The sequence below is a fragment of the Pseudomonas sp. NPDC078700 genome, from assembly GCF_044542375.1.
GTDB lineage: Bacteria > Pseudomonadota > Gammaproteobacteria > Pseudomonadales > Pseudomonadaceae > Aquipseudomonas.
In genome coordinates, this window is the sequence record NZ_JBITUI010000007.1 from 34,423 (window position 1) to 50,905 (window position 16,483).

General features: G+C 50.4%; 12 protein-coding genes and 1 tRNA gene. 2 read left to right on the forward strand and 11 right to left on the reverse strand.

The features are described from left to right. Positions 1 to 53 precede the first annotated feature (53 nt). From ACIGCM_RS20255 to ACIGCM_RS20280, 6 genes are all read right to left on the reverse strand, one after another. Complete coding sequence (locus tag ACIGCM_RS20255; RefSeq protein ID WP_397503865.1) at positions 54 to 2,966, reverse strand: DUF927 domain-containing protein; 2,913 nt, start codon at positions 2,964 to 2,966, stop codon at positions 54 to 56. Next, complete coding sequence (locus ACIGCM_RS20260; protein ID WP_397501181.1) at positions 2,963 to 3,235, reverse strand: DUF3077 domain-containing protein; 273 nt, start codon at positions 3,233 to 3,235, stop codon at positions 2,963 to 2,965. The genes ACIGCM_RS20255 and ACIGCM_RS20260 overlap by 4 nt, the downstream gene beginning before the upstream one ends. Continuing rightward, entirely contained in the window at positions 3,232 to 3,468 is a 237-nt protein-coding gene (locus ACIGCM_RS20265) for a hypothetical protein (protein WP_397501182.1), read from the reverse strand. Before ACIGCM_RS20265 ends, ACIGCM_RS20260 begins: the two co-directional genes overlap by 4 nt. After that, complete coding sequence (locus tag ACIGCM_RS20270; protein ID WP_397504070.1) at positions 3,465 to 3,638, reverse strand: hypothetical protein; 174 nt, start codon at positions 3,636 to 3,638, stop codon at positions 3,465 to 3,467. The genes ACIGCM_RS20265 and ACIGCM_RS20270 overlap by 4 nt, the downstream gene beginning before the upstream one ends. Positions 3,639 to 4,017: 379 nt before the next feature. Continuing rightward, on the reverse strand, positions 4,018 to 4,350 hold the full coding sequence (locus ACIGCM_RS20275; RefSeq protein ID WP_397503866.1) for a hypothetical protein: 333 nt from the start codon (positions 4,348 to 4,350) through the stop codon (positions 4,018 to 4,020). Then, entirely contained in the window at positions 4,347 to 4,574 is a 228-nt protein-coding gene (locus ACIGCM_RS20280; RefSeq protein ID WP_397504061.1) for a helix-turn-helix transcriptional regulator, read from the reverse strand. The genes ACIGCM_RS20275 and ACIGCM_RS20280 overlap by 4 nt, the downstream gene beginning before the upstream one ends. 867 nt (positions 4,575 to 5,441) lie before the next feature. Here ACIGCM_RS20280 and ACIGCM_RS20285 point away from each other — a divergent pair. Together ACIGCM_RS20285 and ACIGCM_RS20290 are read left to right on the forward strand one after the other, a co-directional pair. Then, positions 5,442 to 7,757 (forward strand): P-loop NTPase fold protein, encoded by a 2,316-nt coding sequence (locus ACIGCM_RS20285; protein ID WP_397503867.1) that lies wholly within the window; start codon positions 5,442 to 5,444, stop codon positions 7,755 to 7,757. Positions 7,758 to 8,505: 748 nt separating this feature from the next. Beyond that, positions 8,506 to 11,568 carry a metallophosphoesterase gene (locus tag ACIGCM_RS20290; RefSeq protein WP_397503868.1) on the forward strand — a complete coding sequence of 1,021 codons (3,063 nt, stop codon included), beginning with the start codon at positions 8,506 to 8,508 and terminating at the stop codon, positions 11,566 to 11,568. A gap of 174 nt (positions 11,569 to 11,742) precedes the next feature. On the opposite strand, the gene ACIGCM_RS20295 is transcribed toward ACIGCM_RS20290, so the two are convergent. From ACIGCM_RS20295 to ACIGCM_RS20315, 5 genes are all read right to left on the reverse strand, one after another. After that, positions 11,743 to 12,285, reverse strand: a complete 543-nt coding sequence (locus ACIGCM_RS20295; RefSeq protein WP_397503869.1) for a HEPN domain-containing protein — start codon at positions 12,283 to 12,285, stop codon at positions 11,743 to 11,745. A 77-nt stretch (positions 12,286 to 12,362) separates the two neighbouring features. Beyond that, positions 12,363 to 13,076, reverse strand: coding sequence for a hypothetical protein (locus tag ACIGCM_RS20300; RefSeq protein ID WP_397503870.1), 714 nt, complete (start codon positions 13,074 to 13,076; stop codon positions 12,363 to 12,365). Between the two features lie 711 nt (positions 13,077 to 13,787). Continuing rightward, positions 13,788 to 14,951 (reverse strand): hypothetical protein, encoded by a 1,164-nt coding sequence (locus ACIGCM_RS20305; RefSeq protein ID WP_397503871.1) that lies wholly within the window; start codon positions 14,949 to 14,951, stop codon positions 13,788 to 13,790. Positions 14,952 to 14,953: 2 nt separating this feature from the next. Further along, positions 14,954 to 16,195, reverse strand: a complete 1,242-nt coding sequence (locus ACIGCM_RS20310) for a tyrosine-type recombinase/integrase (RefSeq protein ID WP_397503872.1) — start codon at positions 16,193 to 16,195, stop codon at positions 14,954 to 14,956. 167 nt (positions 16,196 to 16,362) lie between these two features. Beyond that, positions 16,363 to 16,439, reverse strand: a tRNA-Met gene (locus tag ACIGCM_RS20315). Positions 16,440 to 16,483: the final 44 nt, after the last annotated feature.

Here is a 16,483-nt window from a genome sequence, read left to right on the forward strand (position 1 = left end):
ATGGGCTGGCCAGGCCCGAAGGCGCCGGCTGCTCTCCTGTGTGAGCCAAGCCGCTAGGCAACCTCGGCGTTTAAGGCTTCATGCTTGTCAGAGAGAAGCGCGGCTGCTGCCACCACATAGGCGCGCACGCTGGACATACCCGGCATGGTTACAACCTGAGCGGCCTTTCCCTTTGGGTCAGGCTGCAAAATGCCTCGGGCGATCAGCTCCCGGTTGACGGTGCGCAGGTTCATGCCCTTAAACACATCGTCACGCCATGCCGTCGATAGGAAGTAATAAGTAACTGTGGTGTACAGCGCATCGCCGTAGCTGTGATCGAGCGTGCGTCGAAACCCCAAGCGGTCAGTAGTGCGCGGTGCGTGATCATCCGTCTTTGCAGCAACACCATCCCATCGGGTAAAGCGGCTTTCGCCGTAGCGCTCAACAACCAGGCGCAGGCGTGCGACTATAGCGTCACCTTCCAAGTTGCCAGCACCGCCACGCTCAGCGAGCCACGCGGCAAAGCACACCTTGGCTGAAGCTATCGCTGTGCCGTCGGGCCAATCCGTTACCCCTAATGCGGTGGCCAACTCGCCAGCCGCGGCTACCAGTGCGAAGCGACCGGCTGCCCGGTGAGCCTGTCCGCTGGAACTGGCGGGCAAAGCTTCTGTGGCAAAGCGTTCAACGGTGCTGCGCAGCATCGCGGTGTAACCCAGTAGCTCACCGGGCATACACAGCGCATTGAGAAAGGCTAACAAGGGTGTGCCGTAGAACCGTTTAACCCTCGCCTGCAGAGCGTCCGAAAGCGCCGCACCACTTTCAAAGTTATGCAGTGTGTCGAACAACCCAAAGCCTTGGCCTGCATCCGCGTGCATGGCGAGCATGCGTACATCCATACCGGCTTTGAGTTCCCGACCAGCTTCAGCCATTGTTTCGGCTAAGGTCTTTTCACCGCTCGACACAAACAGCAGCCGCCATTCCTGCACCGGCTTGCCTGACTGGCCACGGTCATTGGCGCGAGCCTTACCGGTGCCGTTGCCAAGCATGTACACCGTTTCGCCAACAATGCGCGGGTCGCACTGGCTGATCTCATCGAGCACCAACAGACCATCAGAGTGCGCAGATGCAATAACCTCCATGCCATTATCAGTGGATCTCCAAGAGCGCTCGAAGGCGGGCGGGCCATACACCGAGCAGGCTACACGCCCTGTGGTGCTCTTGCCGCTGGAGCTGACACCATGAAAGTGAAAGCCGCCTGACTCTTGCCCCATCAGGTGCAACAGTGGCCCTGCAAACGCTGTGCTGGCTGCAAAGGCGAGGCGGTGATTCCCAATACACAACGCACCAATCTGCTGCTGCCATTGTTCCAGCGTGCCCGCTTGGCTAATCGGTGGTAACGCGGCACCTGCCTCATAAAAATGCAGGTGTTCGTTGCTGTGGCCGATCTGTCGGTCTGGCAGTAGATACGCATCACCATGCCAGCCTAAGCGCGTGACTAAGCGGGCCCGCTCAGCACTGTCATAGCCTTGCAAATAACTCTGCAAGTCATTGCGCGAATTACGAGCGGCGCGAGCAGGAGCGAGTCGCAGGCCCATGTTGACCAGTGGCCCGAGTACCTCCTTACCAAAGTCACCAGCCATGCTGCTGGCTGAAATGTTCAGGCGTTTTTTGTCGCCGTCAGGATCGTCAAACTCAACCAGTAAACCCCAGTTCTGGCCCTTGTTGTCTCGGGTTCTGGCAAGGATAACTAAGCGAGAACACACCGGGCGTGACTCGCCATCTTCACCGGCATAAACCACACCGTCTGCTGTGACACGAAAGCCACTTGGCAAGGTTTCTGGCTTTGGCTTTCGCGGGGCTTTTCGATTGTTGGCAGGTGTTTTGGCTTCGTGCTTTTCACCAGCATCAACAGGCACAACACCTTGCGTATCAGGCGCCAAGGCGAAGAGCTCCCCGGTGCGTTCAAGCTCTGCCAAATGCGCAACGGTCCAACCGCTGGCTACTGCATCAGCAGCATCATTGCCTTCGGCCCAATCACCACCTTTTGAGAAGGTCGGTTTATCACCTTTAAGGCCGGGGCGCTGCTGAAACACCATCAGCGTTAGTATGTTTACAGAAGCCGCCCCAAGCTTAATTAGGTGCTCAGCCAATGCATCTATGCACTTGAAGCCCGGTGCATCATTGTCAGGCCACAACAACACTTCACGCCCAGCAAGCGGGGTAAAGTCGGCCTTGTGCCAAGAGTTCGTGCCGTTCGGCCAGCAGGTGGCAACGTAGTGCGGTAACAACTCTGCTGCGGAGTCGGCAGCCTTCTCGCCTTCACACACCACAACAGGGTCAGAAGGGCGCTTGGCCAGTTCATCGAGGCGCAGTAACGGACGGGGTTCAGGCAAGCCCTGCCAACGCCATTGGTGTACGTCGCTGTCGGCCTTTTTGCACCAGGTCAAAGGCGCGAACACCTTGCGCGGTGTGCCGTTTTCATCCGGCCCAAGGTCGAAGCGATACAGCACAAACAGCGGGCGGGATTGAGCGTCTTTATAGACCCATACCTTTGACGGTTTACCGTGCTGGCGATGCTTGTGTGGACACTTGCTCATCGCTTCATCAGGTATGGGCTGAACTGGCATCCACTCGGGCGTTTTAGCTTGCTTTGCAGCAGGTGCAGGTTCACTGCCAGCGGTGACATTCAGGAAGTCAGCCAGCTTGTTACAGGCTTCGATATACGTGACGCCGTCGAGGTAGCGCACCAGGTCAATCAAGTCGCCGCCTTTGTCACCAGTGGCGAAGTCCGACCATGTACCTTTGGCCAGGTTAACCTTGAAAGAGCCTGCATGCTTATCAGCGCGCAGCGGGTTTGGCGCGGTGTACTCCCGGTTGTTGTCTACGCGCTTACCACCGGGCAACCAGTGCGCTAACACGCGATCAATTGAGCGTAATGCCGCCGCCTTTACCTCGGCGAAGCTTGGGCGCTTTTTAGAGGTAGTCATTGGCTGGCCTCCTTGCGAAGCGTGCCGGACACGCAGGCATCAATCAAACCCTTGGCCAATTCGTTCAGGTACTGAATGGCGTATGCATCCACTGGCTGCGCGTTGCCATCGCCGATGGATGCGCTGAGGCTATCTACACAGGCAAGAATGCAGGACGCATGCTCAAGGGCATCAGTGACCGACACGCCTTCATTGACTGAGAGCAAAGGGCCTGTAGGCAGTTGGCAGAAAAGTTCTTGGCGAGTGGTAACAGCTAAAAGCGAACTCATGATTGCACCTCGCCGTTGAGAGCGGAGGCTTCAGCACGCAGTTGCTCAGCATCAACGTCAAGCATATTCGCCCAGTCTTCGGCGATGTAACGTCCGGCTCGGGCAACTGCTGCTGCGTTGACTTGATCGAGTTTTGAAATCGCTGAAAAGAGTCCGGTCAAAATGGCCAGCGCGTCACTGGCACCAGTAAGTTCTGATTCGCAGTCTTGGATTGTTTTGAGGTGCGGATTCATTGCGCACCCCCTTTGGCTTCCAAGGCGCGAGCTCGACGCATGGCTTCGTTGTAACGGGCGAGGCGAACAGATAGAGATGAGTCAGCGTGTAGCGCGGAAATGGCGCGGGCTTTTAATGAGGCGATGTGTTGCTGAATTGAAGGCGGATTGAGGGCGTGCAAATGCTTCATAGGTACGGCTCCTTTGTGTGAGGAACCGCCAACATCACTTCCACATGATAGGAGGCGGCCATGCACAGGTGTGGAAGACCGGACACAAAGGAACCCGGCGCGCTCGGAAGCGCCCTGTGCACAGCCACCATAAAACGAAGCAGCGGGCACAAAAAAAGCGCCTGCATTCGAACGGTGGCGCTTGTGCGCCTTTGTGTAATTCGGGCTTCCACACCCGTTCGCTGATTTTGCAGCGACACTATGACGATAGCGCAGCATTTCTCGTTGCGCAAGACCGGATTGAGTACGCAAAGGTTGTTTAATTGCTGTTGTGAGCTTAAATTGGACGCACATATTGCTTCACCTCTAAACGCCTCCGGTTGCAGCCGGGGCGTTTTTATTAGTGGACGACGGCAGGCGGGTGCTCAAGCTTGAGCCAGGTCAAATGCTTGCCAGCGGCAGCTTTGCGGTGCATTTGCTCGAAGAGCTCAGGGTTAGCCATCACATTGGGAATGAGCTGCCTCGCATCGTTGATATGCACGTCAGCCGGAACGTCAATCGCCAGCATTCCCCAATCAAACGTTGGCCAGATCAACAGCACTACATGGGCCCCGCGCTCCATGGCTTGGTCGCGCAACGTCTGAAGGTGGCTAAGTCGCTTCCCGAAAGGTGCCGCCGGGCCCAACTCATGGATGCGATCTAAAGCGGTATGTGGGAGAAATATCGGCGTCATGCTGCTGTTCTCCCGCGAGCGGCGATGCGCGTCCGTACCCACTCCTGAACTTCACCCAAAACCCAGGCAACAGGCGCGCCGCGTGCAGTGCTGTCACTCAGCTTTACCGGGAGGGGAAAGTCGCTCTCAGGCTGGCTCATCAGCTTGTAAATCGTTGGCCGGGCCAGTCCGACAATTGCGACCACGTCATTGATACGAATCAGGGTTGTAGCCGGGTCGAACAGAGGCGGTGCTACAGATTCGGCACGGAGCGGTTTGACATTGCCGACGTGTGCGACTGGTGCGTAAGGCAGGGTAGAGGTCGATGTTGTCGGGGCGGTGTCGTTATGGCTGAAGGGAGGAAGAGCTCGCTTCGGAGGTCGAGTCTTGGTGGTCATCAGTAGTAGTCCTGTTCGTGATTGAGACAGGACAAAGGTTACGGATCGAAAAAAAAGCAGACTTAGTACTTTTTCTTGCGGTGCGAATAAATTCTGGAGTTGGCCGTGAGGTCTTCAGTGTGTAATCGTTGATATGTGTTCGCCGAACCATGGCATCTATAGGCCGATGCTGTGTAAAACGTTTTTAAGCGCGACAGGCACTCAAAACCGGACTGGGAATCGCGCTTCTACGCAAATTCCACATCTGCTGACGTGCCGATGAATTTCAGATTTAACGTAGGTGCGCACGCGTCAATTTTGGCGAAGCGTTTTTACACACTCTAGCCCAGTTGCCGCCCTTTGCGACAGGCAAGTAACGGCCAATTGGAGCCCGTTGCTAAAGTCTGAAATCGGCCAGTTGAGAGTTATTGCCAGCCTCGCCGTAGACCTCAATCGCGGCGTCCCCGTTGGCTAAGATCAAGTTAGCTGATTACTCTGCCGAGTCGGTAAGATGCCCTGGCCAAGATCCTTCCAGGTCGTGCCTATGAGCGTTCGTGTCATGACGCTGCCGTTGTTAATGGCGAAAGGTTGATTAATATCCGGTCACCGGACTCACACACCAAGAATTCTGGCAACGAGTATCAGTGGTGTGATTGTTGCTGTTCATGCGCTGGAGGCCCCGCAATAAGTTGCTTTGCATTGAAAAGTTAAGGAACAGGATTGGAGCTCAGGAATATGAAAGACCTTTGGAACGCAGTGAGGCTTTGGCTTGCCAACCTAGGAGAGACAACGAGCGCAGCCCCTCTTGCACCTCCGCCGATGGAAATAGGTACAGAAGCTCCTATCCGTAATAAGGGCGAAGATCGTTTGCGCAGAGTAGGGTATGCATATCGCATCGCTGAAGTGCTGTCGGAGCTTAGTCCTCGTGAAGGGCGGGTTTTTGCGATCCGTGGCGGCTGGGGCTTTGGCAAATCCTCACTCAAACACCTAGTTATTGAGCAGCTTGAGGACAGAGACAAGCACTCCAATTGGCTGGATTTCAACCCTTGGCAGTGGGGTGATGGAAACGCCATCAGCCGAGCACTTTTTGGTCAGATCGCAGACAAACTGGGCGGTGAAAACTCCCAGGAAGCGCTAAAGCGCGCCGCGACCCTTCGGAAGTACGGCGCGATACTTTCGGGCGCAAGTGGACCGCTCAAAGAGGTCGGAGGGTCGCAGCAAAAGATTACGACGATACTCACGAATGCATCTTTGATTTCCTTTGCCTCCTCCATAGGCTTCGGCCTACCCTTGGCAGCGACGGTCGCTGGTGTTCTGGCTGGGATAGCTATTGCCGTCTCACTGCTCGGCCGCTGGTTAAGTCACCTCGGCCGGGAGCGTAGCAACGAATCACTTGATCAAGTTCGCAGATCCTTGGAGGAGCGACTCCGCGAATTAAAACGGCCGCTAATCGTGTTTGTCGACGACATAGATAGGCTTGAACAAGCCCAGATTCGAGTTCTGCTTCGCCAAGTTAAAGCCAATGCGAACCTGCCCAACATCGTTTTCGTTTTGCTATTTCAGCCGAGCATCGTTGAGAGCGCACTGGGCCCAGTCGCAGACGGGGATGGTCGAGCCTTCCTAGAGAAAATCGTCCAAGCGAGCTTCGATCTTCCCATGGTGCCAACACACATGGTTCATAGGATTTTCACTGAAAATTTATCGCAATTGGCGAGCTCCTACGCCACAGAGAAAAACGGTTTTGATCAGACCCGCTGGGGCAATGCATTGATTGGCTCCATTCAACCTCGGCTTCGGAACATGCGGGATGCCCATCGATTGGTCTCCTCCGTTGCGGTCCATTTACCGCTGCATGCGTCCGGTGATTTGCTCGAAGTGAATATCGTGGATTTTCTAGTTTTGGAAACACTTCGGGTTTTCGAGCCGGATCTGCACGAAACGATTTTTATGGAAAAATCTCTGTTGCTACAGGGCAGTCGGCACCGGGGAGACGGCCAAAGGCCGGCGGCGAAAGCTGCTATTGAGGATCTACTCAACACAGTGCCAGAAGACTGCCGCGAGCTAGCCAAGGAAACCATAAAGCTGCTGTTCCCTCCGGTCGAGTGGGCAATGGGTGGTCCCCGTTACGACCATGGTTTTCAACAGCAATGGTCTGAAGCGAAGCAAGTGTGCAGTTCTCGATTCTTCCCCCGGTATTTCGAGCTGCAGACCGCACTTGGTGAAATTTCAGAGCGCCGCTTCACTCAGTTTATCGATGCAGCACTGACGGAAGAGCAACTGACCGCCTCGATCGCAGCAATCGAAAACGATGGGCTGCTCCCTGCACTTGTGGCGAGGATCGACGAATCGGTCAATCGGCTGCCGGTCGAGAATTCTGCAGTGCTGCTTCCAGGATTATTTACCATCGCACAGAAATTCGCAGGCGATGACGGTGATCCATTTAGCTCGCCATGGGTTCGAGCATGGAGGGCGATATCATGGTTTTTGAGGGCCATACCCGAGGGCAAGCGCGGTAGTCTGGCAGTCGAAGCTTTTCGGGAGACCAAAGCTTTGTCCGTGGCCGCGATGCTCATTCATCTCAGTGACCCTGCAGATCATAAAGACAAGGCTGACTTCAAGCCTACGCTTGATGTTCCGACAGTCGATGCGATGAAGGCTATCTGGTTGCAGTTGGTTCGGAGTCGAGCAGCAGACAATAACTCTCTGTTGTTGGAGCCAGACCTGGCTTCGCTGCTTTATCGATGGAAGAACTACTCCGGATCGGTTGATGAGCCACGCCGGTGGCTCCAGGGTGCCATCGTTACAGATCAGGCATTCACGATCATGGCCGCAGGCCTGATGAGCAGTGGGACCAGCCACGTCCTCGGCGATCTAGTGGGCAAAGTGCAGTACATGTTCAGCAGGGATACGATTGAAACGTTCGTCGGACTAAACATCGCCACCGAAAGGTGTAGGTCAATCAATCCAACCGACTTTCCTGGCTACGAACTCACGCTCACAACTCTGCTGCGTCACCTTGAGGGCTGGGAAAAAAACAAAGGCGATCTATGAAATTGGTAAGCCCCTGCTAAGCGACATAAAGTTGTGCCGCTTTTCAATTCGGCCTTGCGTAGCTTTTGCTGGCTTTCTGATGCTCCCAATTGTTACTAATTGAGCGCCCTTGATCAGGACTATTCATCGCGCTGCGGATCACCCGCGCCAACCAGATGGTCGCACCGTGGATTTTCAAGCGATGGCGTGGGAAATAAAGACTGTTTCTGCTGCCAACCTGAATATTGCAAAGTGGATTTAAACTGGCCGAACATTTCAGTCGAACCACTCAGGCTGGCGGTCGTAAACCAACACCAGGAGATGACCGCTTCTGGGCTAGAGTGTGTAAAAACGCTTCGCCAAAATTGACGCGTGCGCACCTACGTTAAATCTGAAATTCATCGGCACGTCAGCAGATGTGGAATTTGCGTAGAAGCGCGATTCCCAGTCCGGTTTTGAGTGCCTATCGCGCTTGAAAATGAAGGCCGCTCTTGGCCGATGACTCGGTCAGCTTGATGCTGGAGAGTCCATCAAGACATCGCACGCAATCAAAAAGGTCTAAGAGACCTATGAAATTGGGAAAAGCACTGGGTGCTCACTGATCTGATACGCCGGAATTGCGTGAGGCTTGAAATCGTGATATCAAAATGACGGCAAATTAGTGTTACATAGCCATCTAAATAACAGTAGGTACTTGGCTAAGCTATAGAGCATTCAGGGCTCTTTTTATGCTAAGAACAAAAACTGCAAGGATTAGCTGAGGTTTTCGATGAAGTTAGGTGTGCTGCACATAAGTGATATTCACATAAAAAATCCAACGGATAAAGTTTTAAATGTTGGCTCTTCAATTGCCAAAGCGTGCTATGCAACAGCTCATCAAAGTGACTCCTTTGCAATAATTGTCACTGGCGATATAGCTTTCAGCTGCAAGAAAGAAGAGTACACTTTGGCCAAGGTGTTTTTTGATGGAATCAAAAAAGAAATTGAGAGTGAGATTGGGCGAGCAATAGATATTATTCTCGCGCCTGGCAACCATGATTGCTCACTTAAACCTGAGGATGAAGGTCGTACAATTATAATCGAGCAGATCGTAAAAAATCCTTCAAAGGCAAATAGCGAGAACTTAGTTGGAAGCTGCACTGCAGTACAGAGTGAGTTTTTTAAATTCCAAGACAGTATCTCAACTTTAACTCCACTCTACTCTGACAAGCTTTGGAAAGAATACGAAATAGATATAAATGGTTCTGTGGTCCGGATATCATCGTTAAATGCAGCTTGGATGTCCAGACTTCCCGAACCGCAAGGGCAATTAGTCTTCCCCATCGAAAATTATTATGAGTTTCTTGAGTCTCCCTGCAATCTAAGGCTATCACTAATTCACCACCCCCTAAATTGGTATTGCCAGTCAAGTTATCACCCTCTAAAAAAAGCGCTAAGAACACATTCCAATGCTATTCTCTCTGGCCATGAGCACTCAGCTGCATCTGAAGAAATCGTGGATACATCCATCGGCAATGTATTGATATTCGAAGGGGCGGCTCTTCAACCTCACGGCGATGACTTCGATCCAAGATTTAGTTGTTTGTTATTTGACACTAATGAAAATGTAGTTTTTGAAAAAAGATTCAAGGCAGCCAATACTAATCCCGTTGAGACCGAAGAACTAAAACACGCACTGAAAGTCTCTGGAGGGTGCGCGAGAAATAGTCAAAAAATATCCCCAGCTTTTATCGCTTTCTTATCTGATGCTGGCGGTAATTTTACCCATGAAAGCAAACCAAAAATAGTTGCGGAGGACGTTTTTCTTTATCCTGAACTAGAGGATGTTAATGCGGATCAGGACAAAAAATATATTTACGCCGATCAGCTAATAAACAGCTGGGAGGAACTGAGTAAAACTCTAATTCTAGGCGAAGACGAGTCCGGGAAAACATTTTTATTAAAACGAGCTTTTTTCGACATACATTCACAAGGAGGTTTACCGGTTTACATAAAAGCTTCTGAACTTAGCTCAGTGGGAACAAGAGAGCTTGATCGAAAAATTGCGCAGATAGCAAATAGCCAATACGAAAATGGTGATGACGTCACTTATTCAGAGCGAGTTAAAAAAGTTGCATTGGTTGATGATTTCGACAGGGTAAGTGGTGGGTCAAAGAATCAGGCGAAATTAATTGAGTATTTGAGTGAAATGTTCGGAGCGGTAATAATTACCGCCAGCTCAAGATTTCAACTCAATGAGTATATTGACTCATCTGCGTCTGAAGCTCTGTCGGATTTTGATACTTTCAAAATGCGTCCATTCGGGCATTTGATGCGACACAACCTAATCAAGAAATGGTGTCTGCTTGGAGGGTTAAACACCAAGTCAGAGCTAGATAAAAAGGTGCACGATGTTGAACGAATCTTAGGAGTGATTCTAGGGAAAAATCTCGTCCCTTCAAAGCCTATATATCTACTAATATTATTGCAAAGTTGCGCACAGGAGCAACAAGCAGAGCTCCAAAACAGCAGCTTCTCCCAGTACTACGAGTATTTGATAGTCAAAAGCCTTAAAGAAGCAGATTTCAGGATGGACCACTTGAATGAAATGTTCAACTATCTATCTAACCTCGCTTGGTTTTTTAAAAGCAAAAGTACTACTGAACTTGACCAGGCAAATCTTCGTGAGTTTAATTCACAATTTTGCGAGGAATATGCCACGGTTGAATTTGATTCCAGGTTACGTTTATTGCAGCAAGCGAAAATTTTAACGCAAGATGGAGGCTTATTTAGTTTTAGCTACCCATATGTTTATTTTCTATTTGTAGGGAAATACCTCGCAGCCAATTTGCATAAAGACTCTATCAAGAAACTAGTTAGCGGTTACTGCAGAGAGCTGTACCGCAAAGAAAATGCGAACTGCATTATGTTCCTTACACATCATGGTAATAATCCTTGGGTGATTGATCAAATATCTGAAGTGCTTAATGGATGTTTTTCCGACCATAACCCAATTGAGTTTAATGGCGACATTGCTTCTATAAGTGCGCTGGTCAATACTACTGCGCAAATTGTTATTGAAGATATCAATGATCGAGACATTGAAAGAAATCAACAAAATTCGCGGCGAGACGCTGACGCATCGGAATCCAGAGAGGTTCCAGAACCTCCTAGATCGAGTGCTCTATCCCCAGGAGAGACTGACTCAGTGCTCAGCTTTAGCTCTAATATTAACTTAATGATAAAAACATCAGAAATATTGGGGCATATCACTAAAAACTATTATGGTTCATTGGAACGCTCTCGAAAGGCTAGTTATTTGGAGCAAATCTTTGATGGCTCATTACGTAGTTTAAAAGCTATTTTTGAAGAAATCGTTGACCAACCTGATGCATTTGTTTCTGAACTAGAAAGAATGTTAAAAGAGCGGAAGCCGGATTTGACAGCCAGCGAATCTAAAGAAACAGCGAAAAGATTGGCATTTCAGGTACTTGGCATGATCTGCACGGGGTTCGTAGCGCGCGCAGGCCAAGTAGTAAGCTCAGAAAAAATCCGTGAAGATATAAGCTCTCTTGTAAAATCCAAGTCAAGCAACGCATATCGTTTGATCGAAATCGCATCTTGCCTAGTCCATCCTGGTCACATCCCTTTCGAAGCAATCGAAAAGCTAGCAAAAGATACTATTGCGAACAACTTTGCCTTTACAATACTGCAGAGCTTGGTGTTCTATCATTTGCATATGTTTCACACGACGGATAAGGACAAGCAGAGATTGGCAGCTTCTGTGAAAATCGGAATGAATCAATCTAGAGCAATTGATATAGCTACAAGTAAGGGAAAGATGCTCAAGTAGAGGAAATAGTAGGCAAATATTTCGTTTTTCTAGAGGTCTGATTTTGGCCGGTTCCTGCTCGTCGTGACAGGCGTCTCTCGGCCAAAAGCAGATAGCTAACGTAGAGCTAACCGGTGCTGCGCGGTTTTATCGCGCAGCGTCCAGCTGCTGAAATGAGCGAGGTTGAGCGTCATGTTAGAGATTGTTGTCGACATAAACGTCAGTCGCTTTTACAAGGTCTTTAATAAAGCGGATTACTTTTTCTAGCTCGTCGCGCTTGATTAGATGCGCAACAGGAGTTCCATTGTTTATAGGTTTTGATCTGTGTACGGCATCCCCTCGCTTATTAATCCAACTGTTCAAAGTGCTCCTGGCTTTTGTTGGGTCGAAGTTCGCCCACGACCAACCTTCAGTGACGTCAAGGCCAAGGTACTCTTGAAATATACGCTTTGTTTTGTCCGAGCTAGGATTGTGGAATTGTTTAAGATCGTTGTGCAATTTTTTCAGTACAAAGTCGCCGATGTAGCTCCCTACGACTACACCAAGCTTCTTGTTCATTTCCTCCAGAAGCCTATCTTCAACGTAGGTTTCCCAAGCTGTTAAGGCCATAACAAGCGCAGCTCGCTTCAGTACTTCGGCATTTGCGGGTGGAGGATTGGCATTTATCGCATCAAAGTGCGCGAGAAGTTCCTCAGCGTCTTTGATGCCGTACTCAAAACTTCGATATGCGTGGGACATGGAAATCTCTAACGTTTGGTTAAGGGACCGGTTTTAAGTCTGTCCCAGTTAGCGAAGCGAACAATTTATACCTGTTGTTAGGCTTGCGTTCGAATAATGTTCCAAGTGCTTCTGTGCTGCACGTGATCAAGTATTCCTGGAACCATTTCTTCAAAAGCAGCATGATCCTCCATGATGGCGATGTTAGCGTGAGCAGTCAGATTCTCGCCGGTCGTTAGGCGGGCATTGAGCTCTACTGGGATAGCGCCCCTCCTTACGAGGGGCCGCATGTACCCCCACGAGGCTGAAACAAAAAGTAAGAAACCAGATTGATGGTCGCGGGACTCTATGCGCGGACCTAAAGTTAAGTTTTCAGGACCTTCCGGGAAATTGGAGAACCAATTTTTCAGAAATCTTGTGATATTGCCTATATTGTGTCGTACCCGCGAGGGTAGAGTGACGGCATTAAGTGGGTGATTGCGGATTGGCCAGCCTTTAAGTCTTTTAACCTTAAGGGTGAAGTCGCGAACAACAATTGGATCTGTTGTTGGATTGTTGATTCCCACCTCGATAATAAATACAACTCTAGCATTATGGTCGTTACCGCCTACGACTCCTAGTTCTTGCCAGATGCAGCGACTGGTAAAAGACTCAACTTCAAGCTTTGGTCTTTTAAGTTTTGTTCTTATAAAGCGAAATGCGCCGAGCCCCCATGCAAGCAAGCCAACAATTATCCACTTCAATACGTCGATGGTTGTGGCATGAGCCTCGATCCATTCAACTAGATTGCTTAAGGTTAATGAGATTTCCATGGCACGCCTAACTAATAGTTATGCACATATATGTCCTATTTAAACGCAAAACGTATGTCTGATAACGTTCCTTGTTCATATGGAACTCCCTGATTAGCTGGAGTGTCACGTCAGAACCGCGACATGAGGTGAGTGGAAAACGACATGAATTTTGAGCACATTACTGACGTATCAGTTAGATGTCCATCGTCCGCTATTGGCCGATTACTTTCCGTCGCTCGCAATAGGCAGAGCCGGCCGGTTTGGGTATAGCCTATCTCTATCGTAGTTTTATTGCAGTGCGCCAGTTCGCTGGGCTCTTGCATTATGCTGTGCCAATGCTTTTGCCCGGCGGATACGACGCCATACCTTTGGAAGCTCCTCAAGCGGGGCAATGCAGATTCGGATCAGCCAATATGCCCATGCTCTTGTATTGCGCAATAGAAGGCGTTCGCCCCTGTCGTGCAATTCCAGTAGTTCTGTGATGAAGCGGTAGAACGTTATATTGCTCGGGAACTGATCGTCCATCCGCTCTAGCAGTACCTCACCAACCTGCTTTACGCCAACGAGAATGACTGCACCAGGTAGGTTGGTGATAAGGACTTTGGCACGCCGGGGCTTGGTCTAGTCGCCACTGACCAGCACCGGGCAGAAGGGCTGACAGTCAAGCCTGGGAAGGGGTAAGAAAAGACAGGTCGCGGTGTTAAGCCCAGCTAGGTATAAATAAGGGCTTTACTCTTCTTTTTTTGCTGCTGGGTATAAGTCTTCAGTACGTAACTGCTTTCTAACTGTAGGCGCTGACCTACCCAAGGACTCGACTAGTCGAGTAACTAAATCAGAGCTCGATATTTCAGGTTCTGACTGCCTGATTTTTCTAGCAGCATTGCATGTTTTTATTGCGTCATCGGCAGCATCACTTTTTTTACTAGCGCCCCCTTTAGTACCACCTTTGCTAGCATTTTTGAGCAGCGGAGTTTTCATTGCAGCTTGTTGCTTGTCAGTAAGTCTGTAGCCACTGGCAGTGCTGTCTATGCGCTCAACACCTTTGTGTAGGGCGGCAATAGATAGCAGTTCGGAAGCCTTACTCACATATTCAGCGTGCGTATCGCGAGCGTCCGATTCTTTATACCTTTGTTCAAATCGTACTGCTTCGAATCTAAGGTATCGTTCAGTAGGTGTATCCAACATTTGGTCATGGAGGTCCAAGGTCAGTGCGTCAGCTAAGCTACTTTGCCACACGTAAAGCTCATTCAACCCCTCCATTGCGAGCAATAGGGCATAGCTGGCAAGCAGTAGAGAATCGCTCACCTCAGCGTCGCAGTATCCACAAGCGTCGCGTACGGTTGAGGCGATTGCATCTTGGTCGGTAAATTCAGCGGTTTGAATTATTGAGTCCAGTTTTTCCCAAACTTTGCGACAGACAGCCCGGGTGCGTTCGTCGTAGATGCAATCGTAGTCTTGCCACCAGAAGGCTAGGGCCGCCCTCATCAGGTCAATGCTTGATGCAATTGTGAAAACCAGCTCGTCATGGACAGGCAGTGTTGCAAGGTGTAGCTCGAAGTCTTCTAGGTTTACAAGTGTGGGGTCTAGGTACATCCCAGAAACGAATATCCAGTTGTCACGCTCATCATCGCTGTGCCCCTGCGTCCCGGTGTCATCAAGTGCATCCGCGACCAAGTGCAGTCTATGGCCGCTCAATACCTCGCCTTCAGGTGAAGTCAGGGGCACTGGTTCTGGATCTGATGGATTACACCATTGGTGTATATCTGAGTTGGTGTATGGTTCTTTTGGTGATTGTGTAATTTCGCTGTAGCCCACGTCATTGCTGGGCTCTGGCGTTTCGATTACACCTTTTACACTAATTACACCGGTTTTGTGGGGAGGTAGGTTACCCATCACTAAAGCGCCTTATTGAATTGGCCTTGCACGACGTTACCTTGCTCAAGCTCATCCAGATAGTCGGCATACCATTGCATCATTGTGCAGCGCTGATCAAGGTACTGTGCTTTGTTGTAAATGCCGCGTACCCCCTGAGCTTTATGACTTAGTTGGGCCTCAATATGATCAGCAGGAAAACCATGCTCATTCAGAATCGTACTGGCTATATGGCGGAAGCCGTGGCCTGTTTGTCTGCCCTCATAGCCAAGGCGGCGCAAAGCCATAAGAAATACTGTGTCACTGCGCGCTTTGGTCCTGTCACTCCGCCCGGGAAACAAGAGGGGATACGCACCAGTAATTGGGCGTAGCTCTTTGAGTAGATCGATTGCTTGTGTGCAAAGTGGTACCAGGTGCTCGTTACCTTTCTTGCGGCCTTTTCTCTCGACGGGAATGGTCCACAGGTTTTTATCAATATTGAACTCTGACCAATGAGCTTCGCGCAGCTCACTTGGGCGAACAGCTAAGAGAGTAAGGAGCCGTAGACCAAGCTGGACATCTTTTGCGTGTGGGTAGGAGCGGATTGCTCTGAGCAGAGCAGGGAGCTCCGAGGCAGATACGTGCGCATAGTTCTCAGCCTTGCCAGACTTGAGAAACTTTTGGATGCCGTCGAGAGGATTGTTAACAGCACGACCAGTCACCCGAGCCAGGTCGTACACATCCTTGCAGTAAGCGCGCACTCTGCTCATCTGTTCGAGAATGCCTTGTTGCTCCATCCCACGGAGGAGCCCCATCCATTCCATTGAAAGAACGGAGTTGTACTGACGTTTACCAAAGGTTGGGAATACATGGCGCTCAAGGGCACCGATCACACGTTTTGCCGTTCCAGCATCCCAGCTACTTAGTCGGGAGTTGTACCACTCTCGCGCGATTGCTTCGAAGGTGTCATTGGCTGCTTCGATCTCTGCTGCAACGCGAGCTTGTTTGGTACTGATTGGATTCTTGCCTTCAGCTGAGTCAGTTCTTAGCTCTGCAGCTTTCTGCCTGGCTAATGCTCCACTGACCTCTGGGTAGCCGCCTAGGCCTAACCATGACCACTTACCGTCTGCCTTTTTATAGCGCAATTCCCAAGACTTCCCGCCGTTTGGTTTCACCCGAAAGTACAGGCCTGAGCCGTCCAGTTCTCTGTAGGCTTTAGCCTCTGGCTCCAGGCCTGCGAGGGTCGTATCGGCGAAAGGGCGGCGTTTTATCTCGGAACGCTTCATTTCGTGTATGCCTCCAGTTCAATTTTTCTGGAAGCATACATGCAGGCATACACGGTGGGTAGTTCTAGGGGTAGATACGGGTAGACTGCCAGATACAAGAAAGCCCGCACTAGGCGGGCTTCTTGAGGTGTTTCGTAGACTGTCTGAGACAGGTAGAAACAGGTGTTTGGTGGCTACGCAGGGACTTGAACCCCGGACCCCAGCATTATGAATGCTATGCTCTAACCAGCTGAGCTACGTAGCCGAGTGGCGCGCATTATTCTAGTCTGGGGCGTTTGTGTCAAGCAT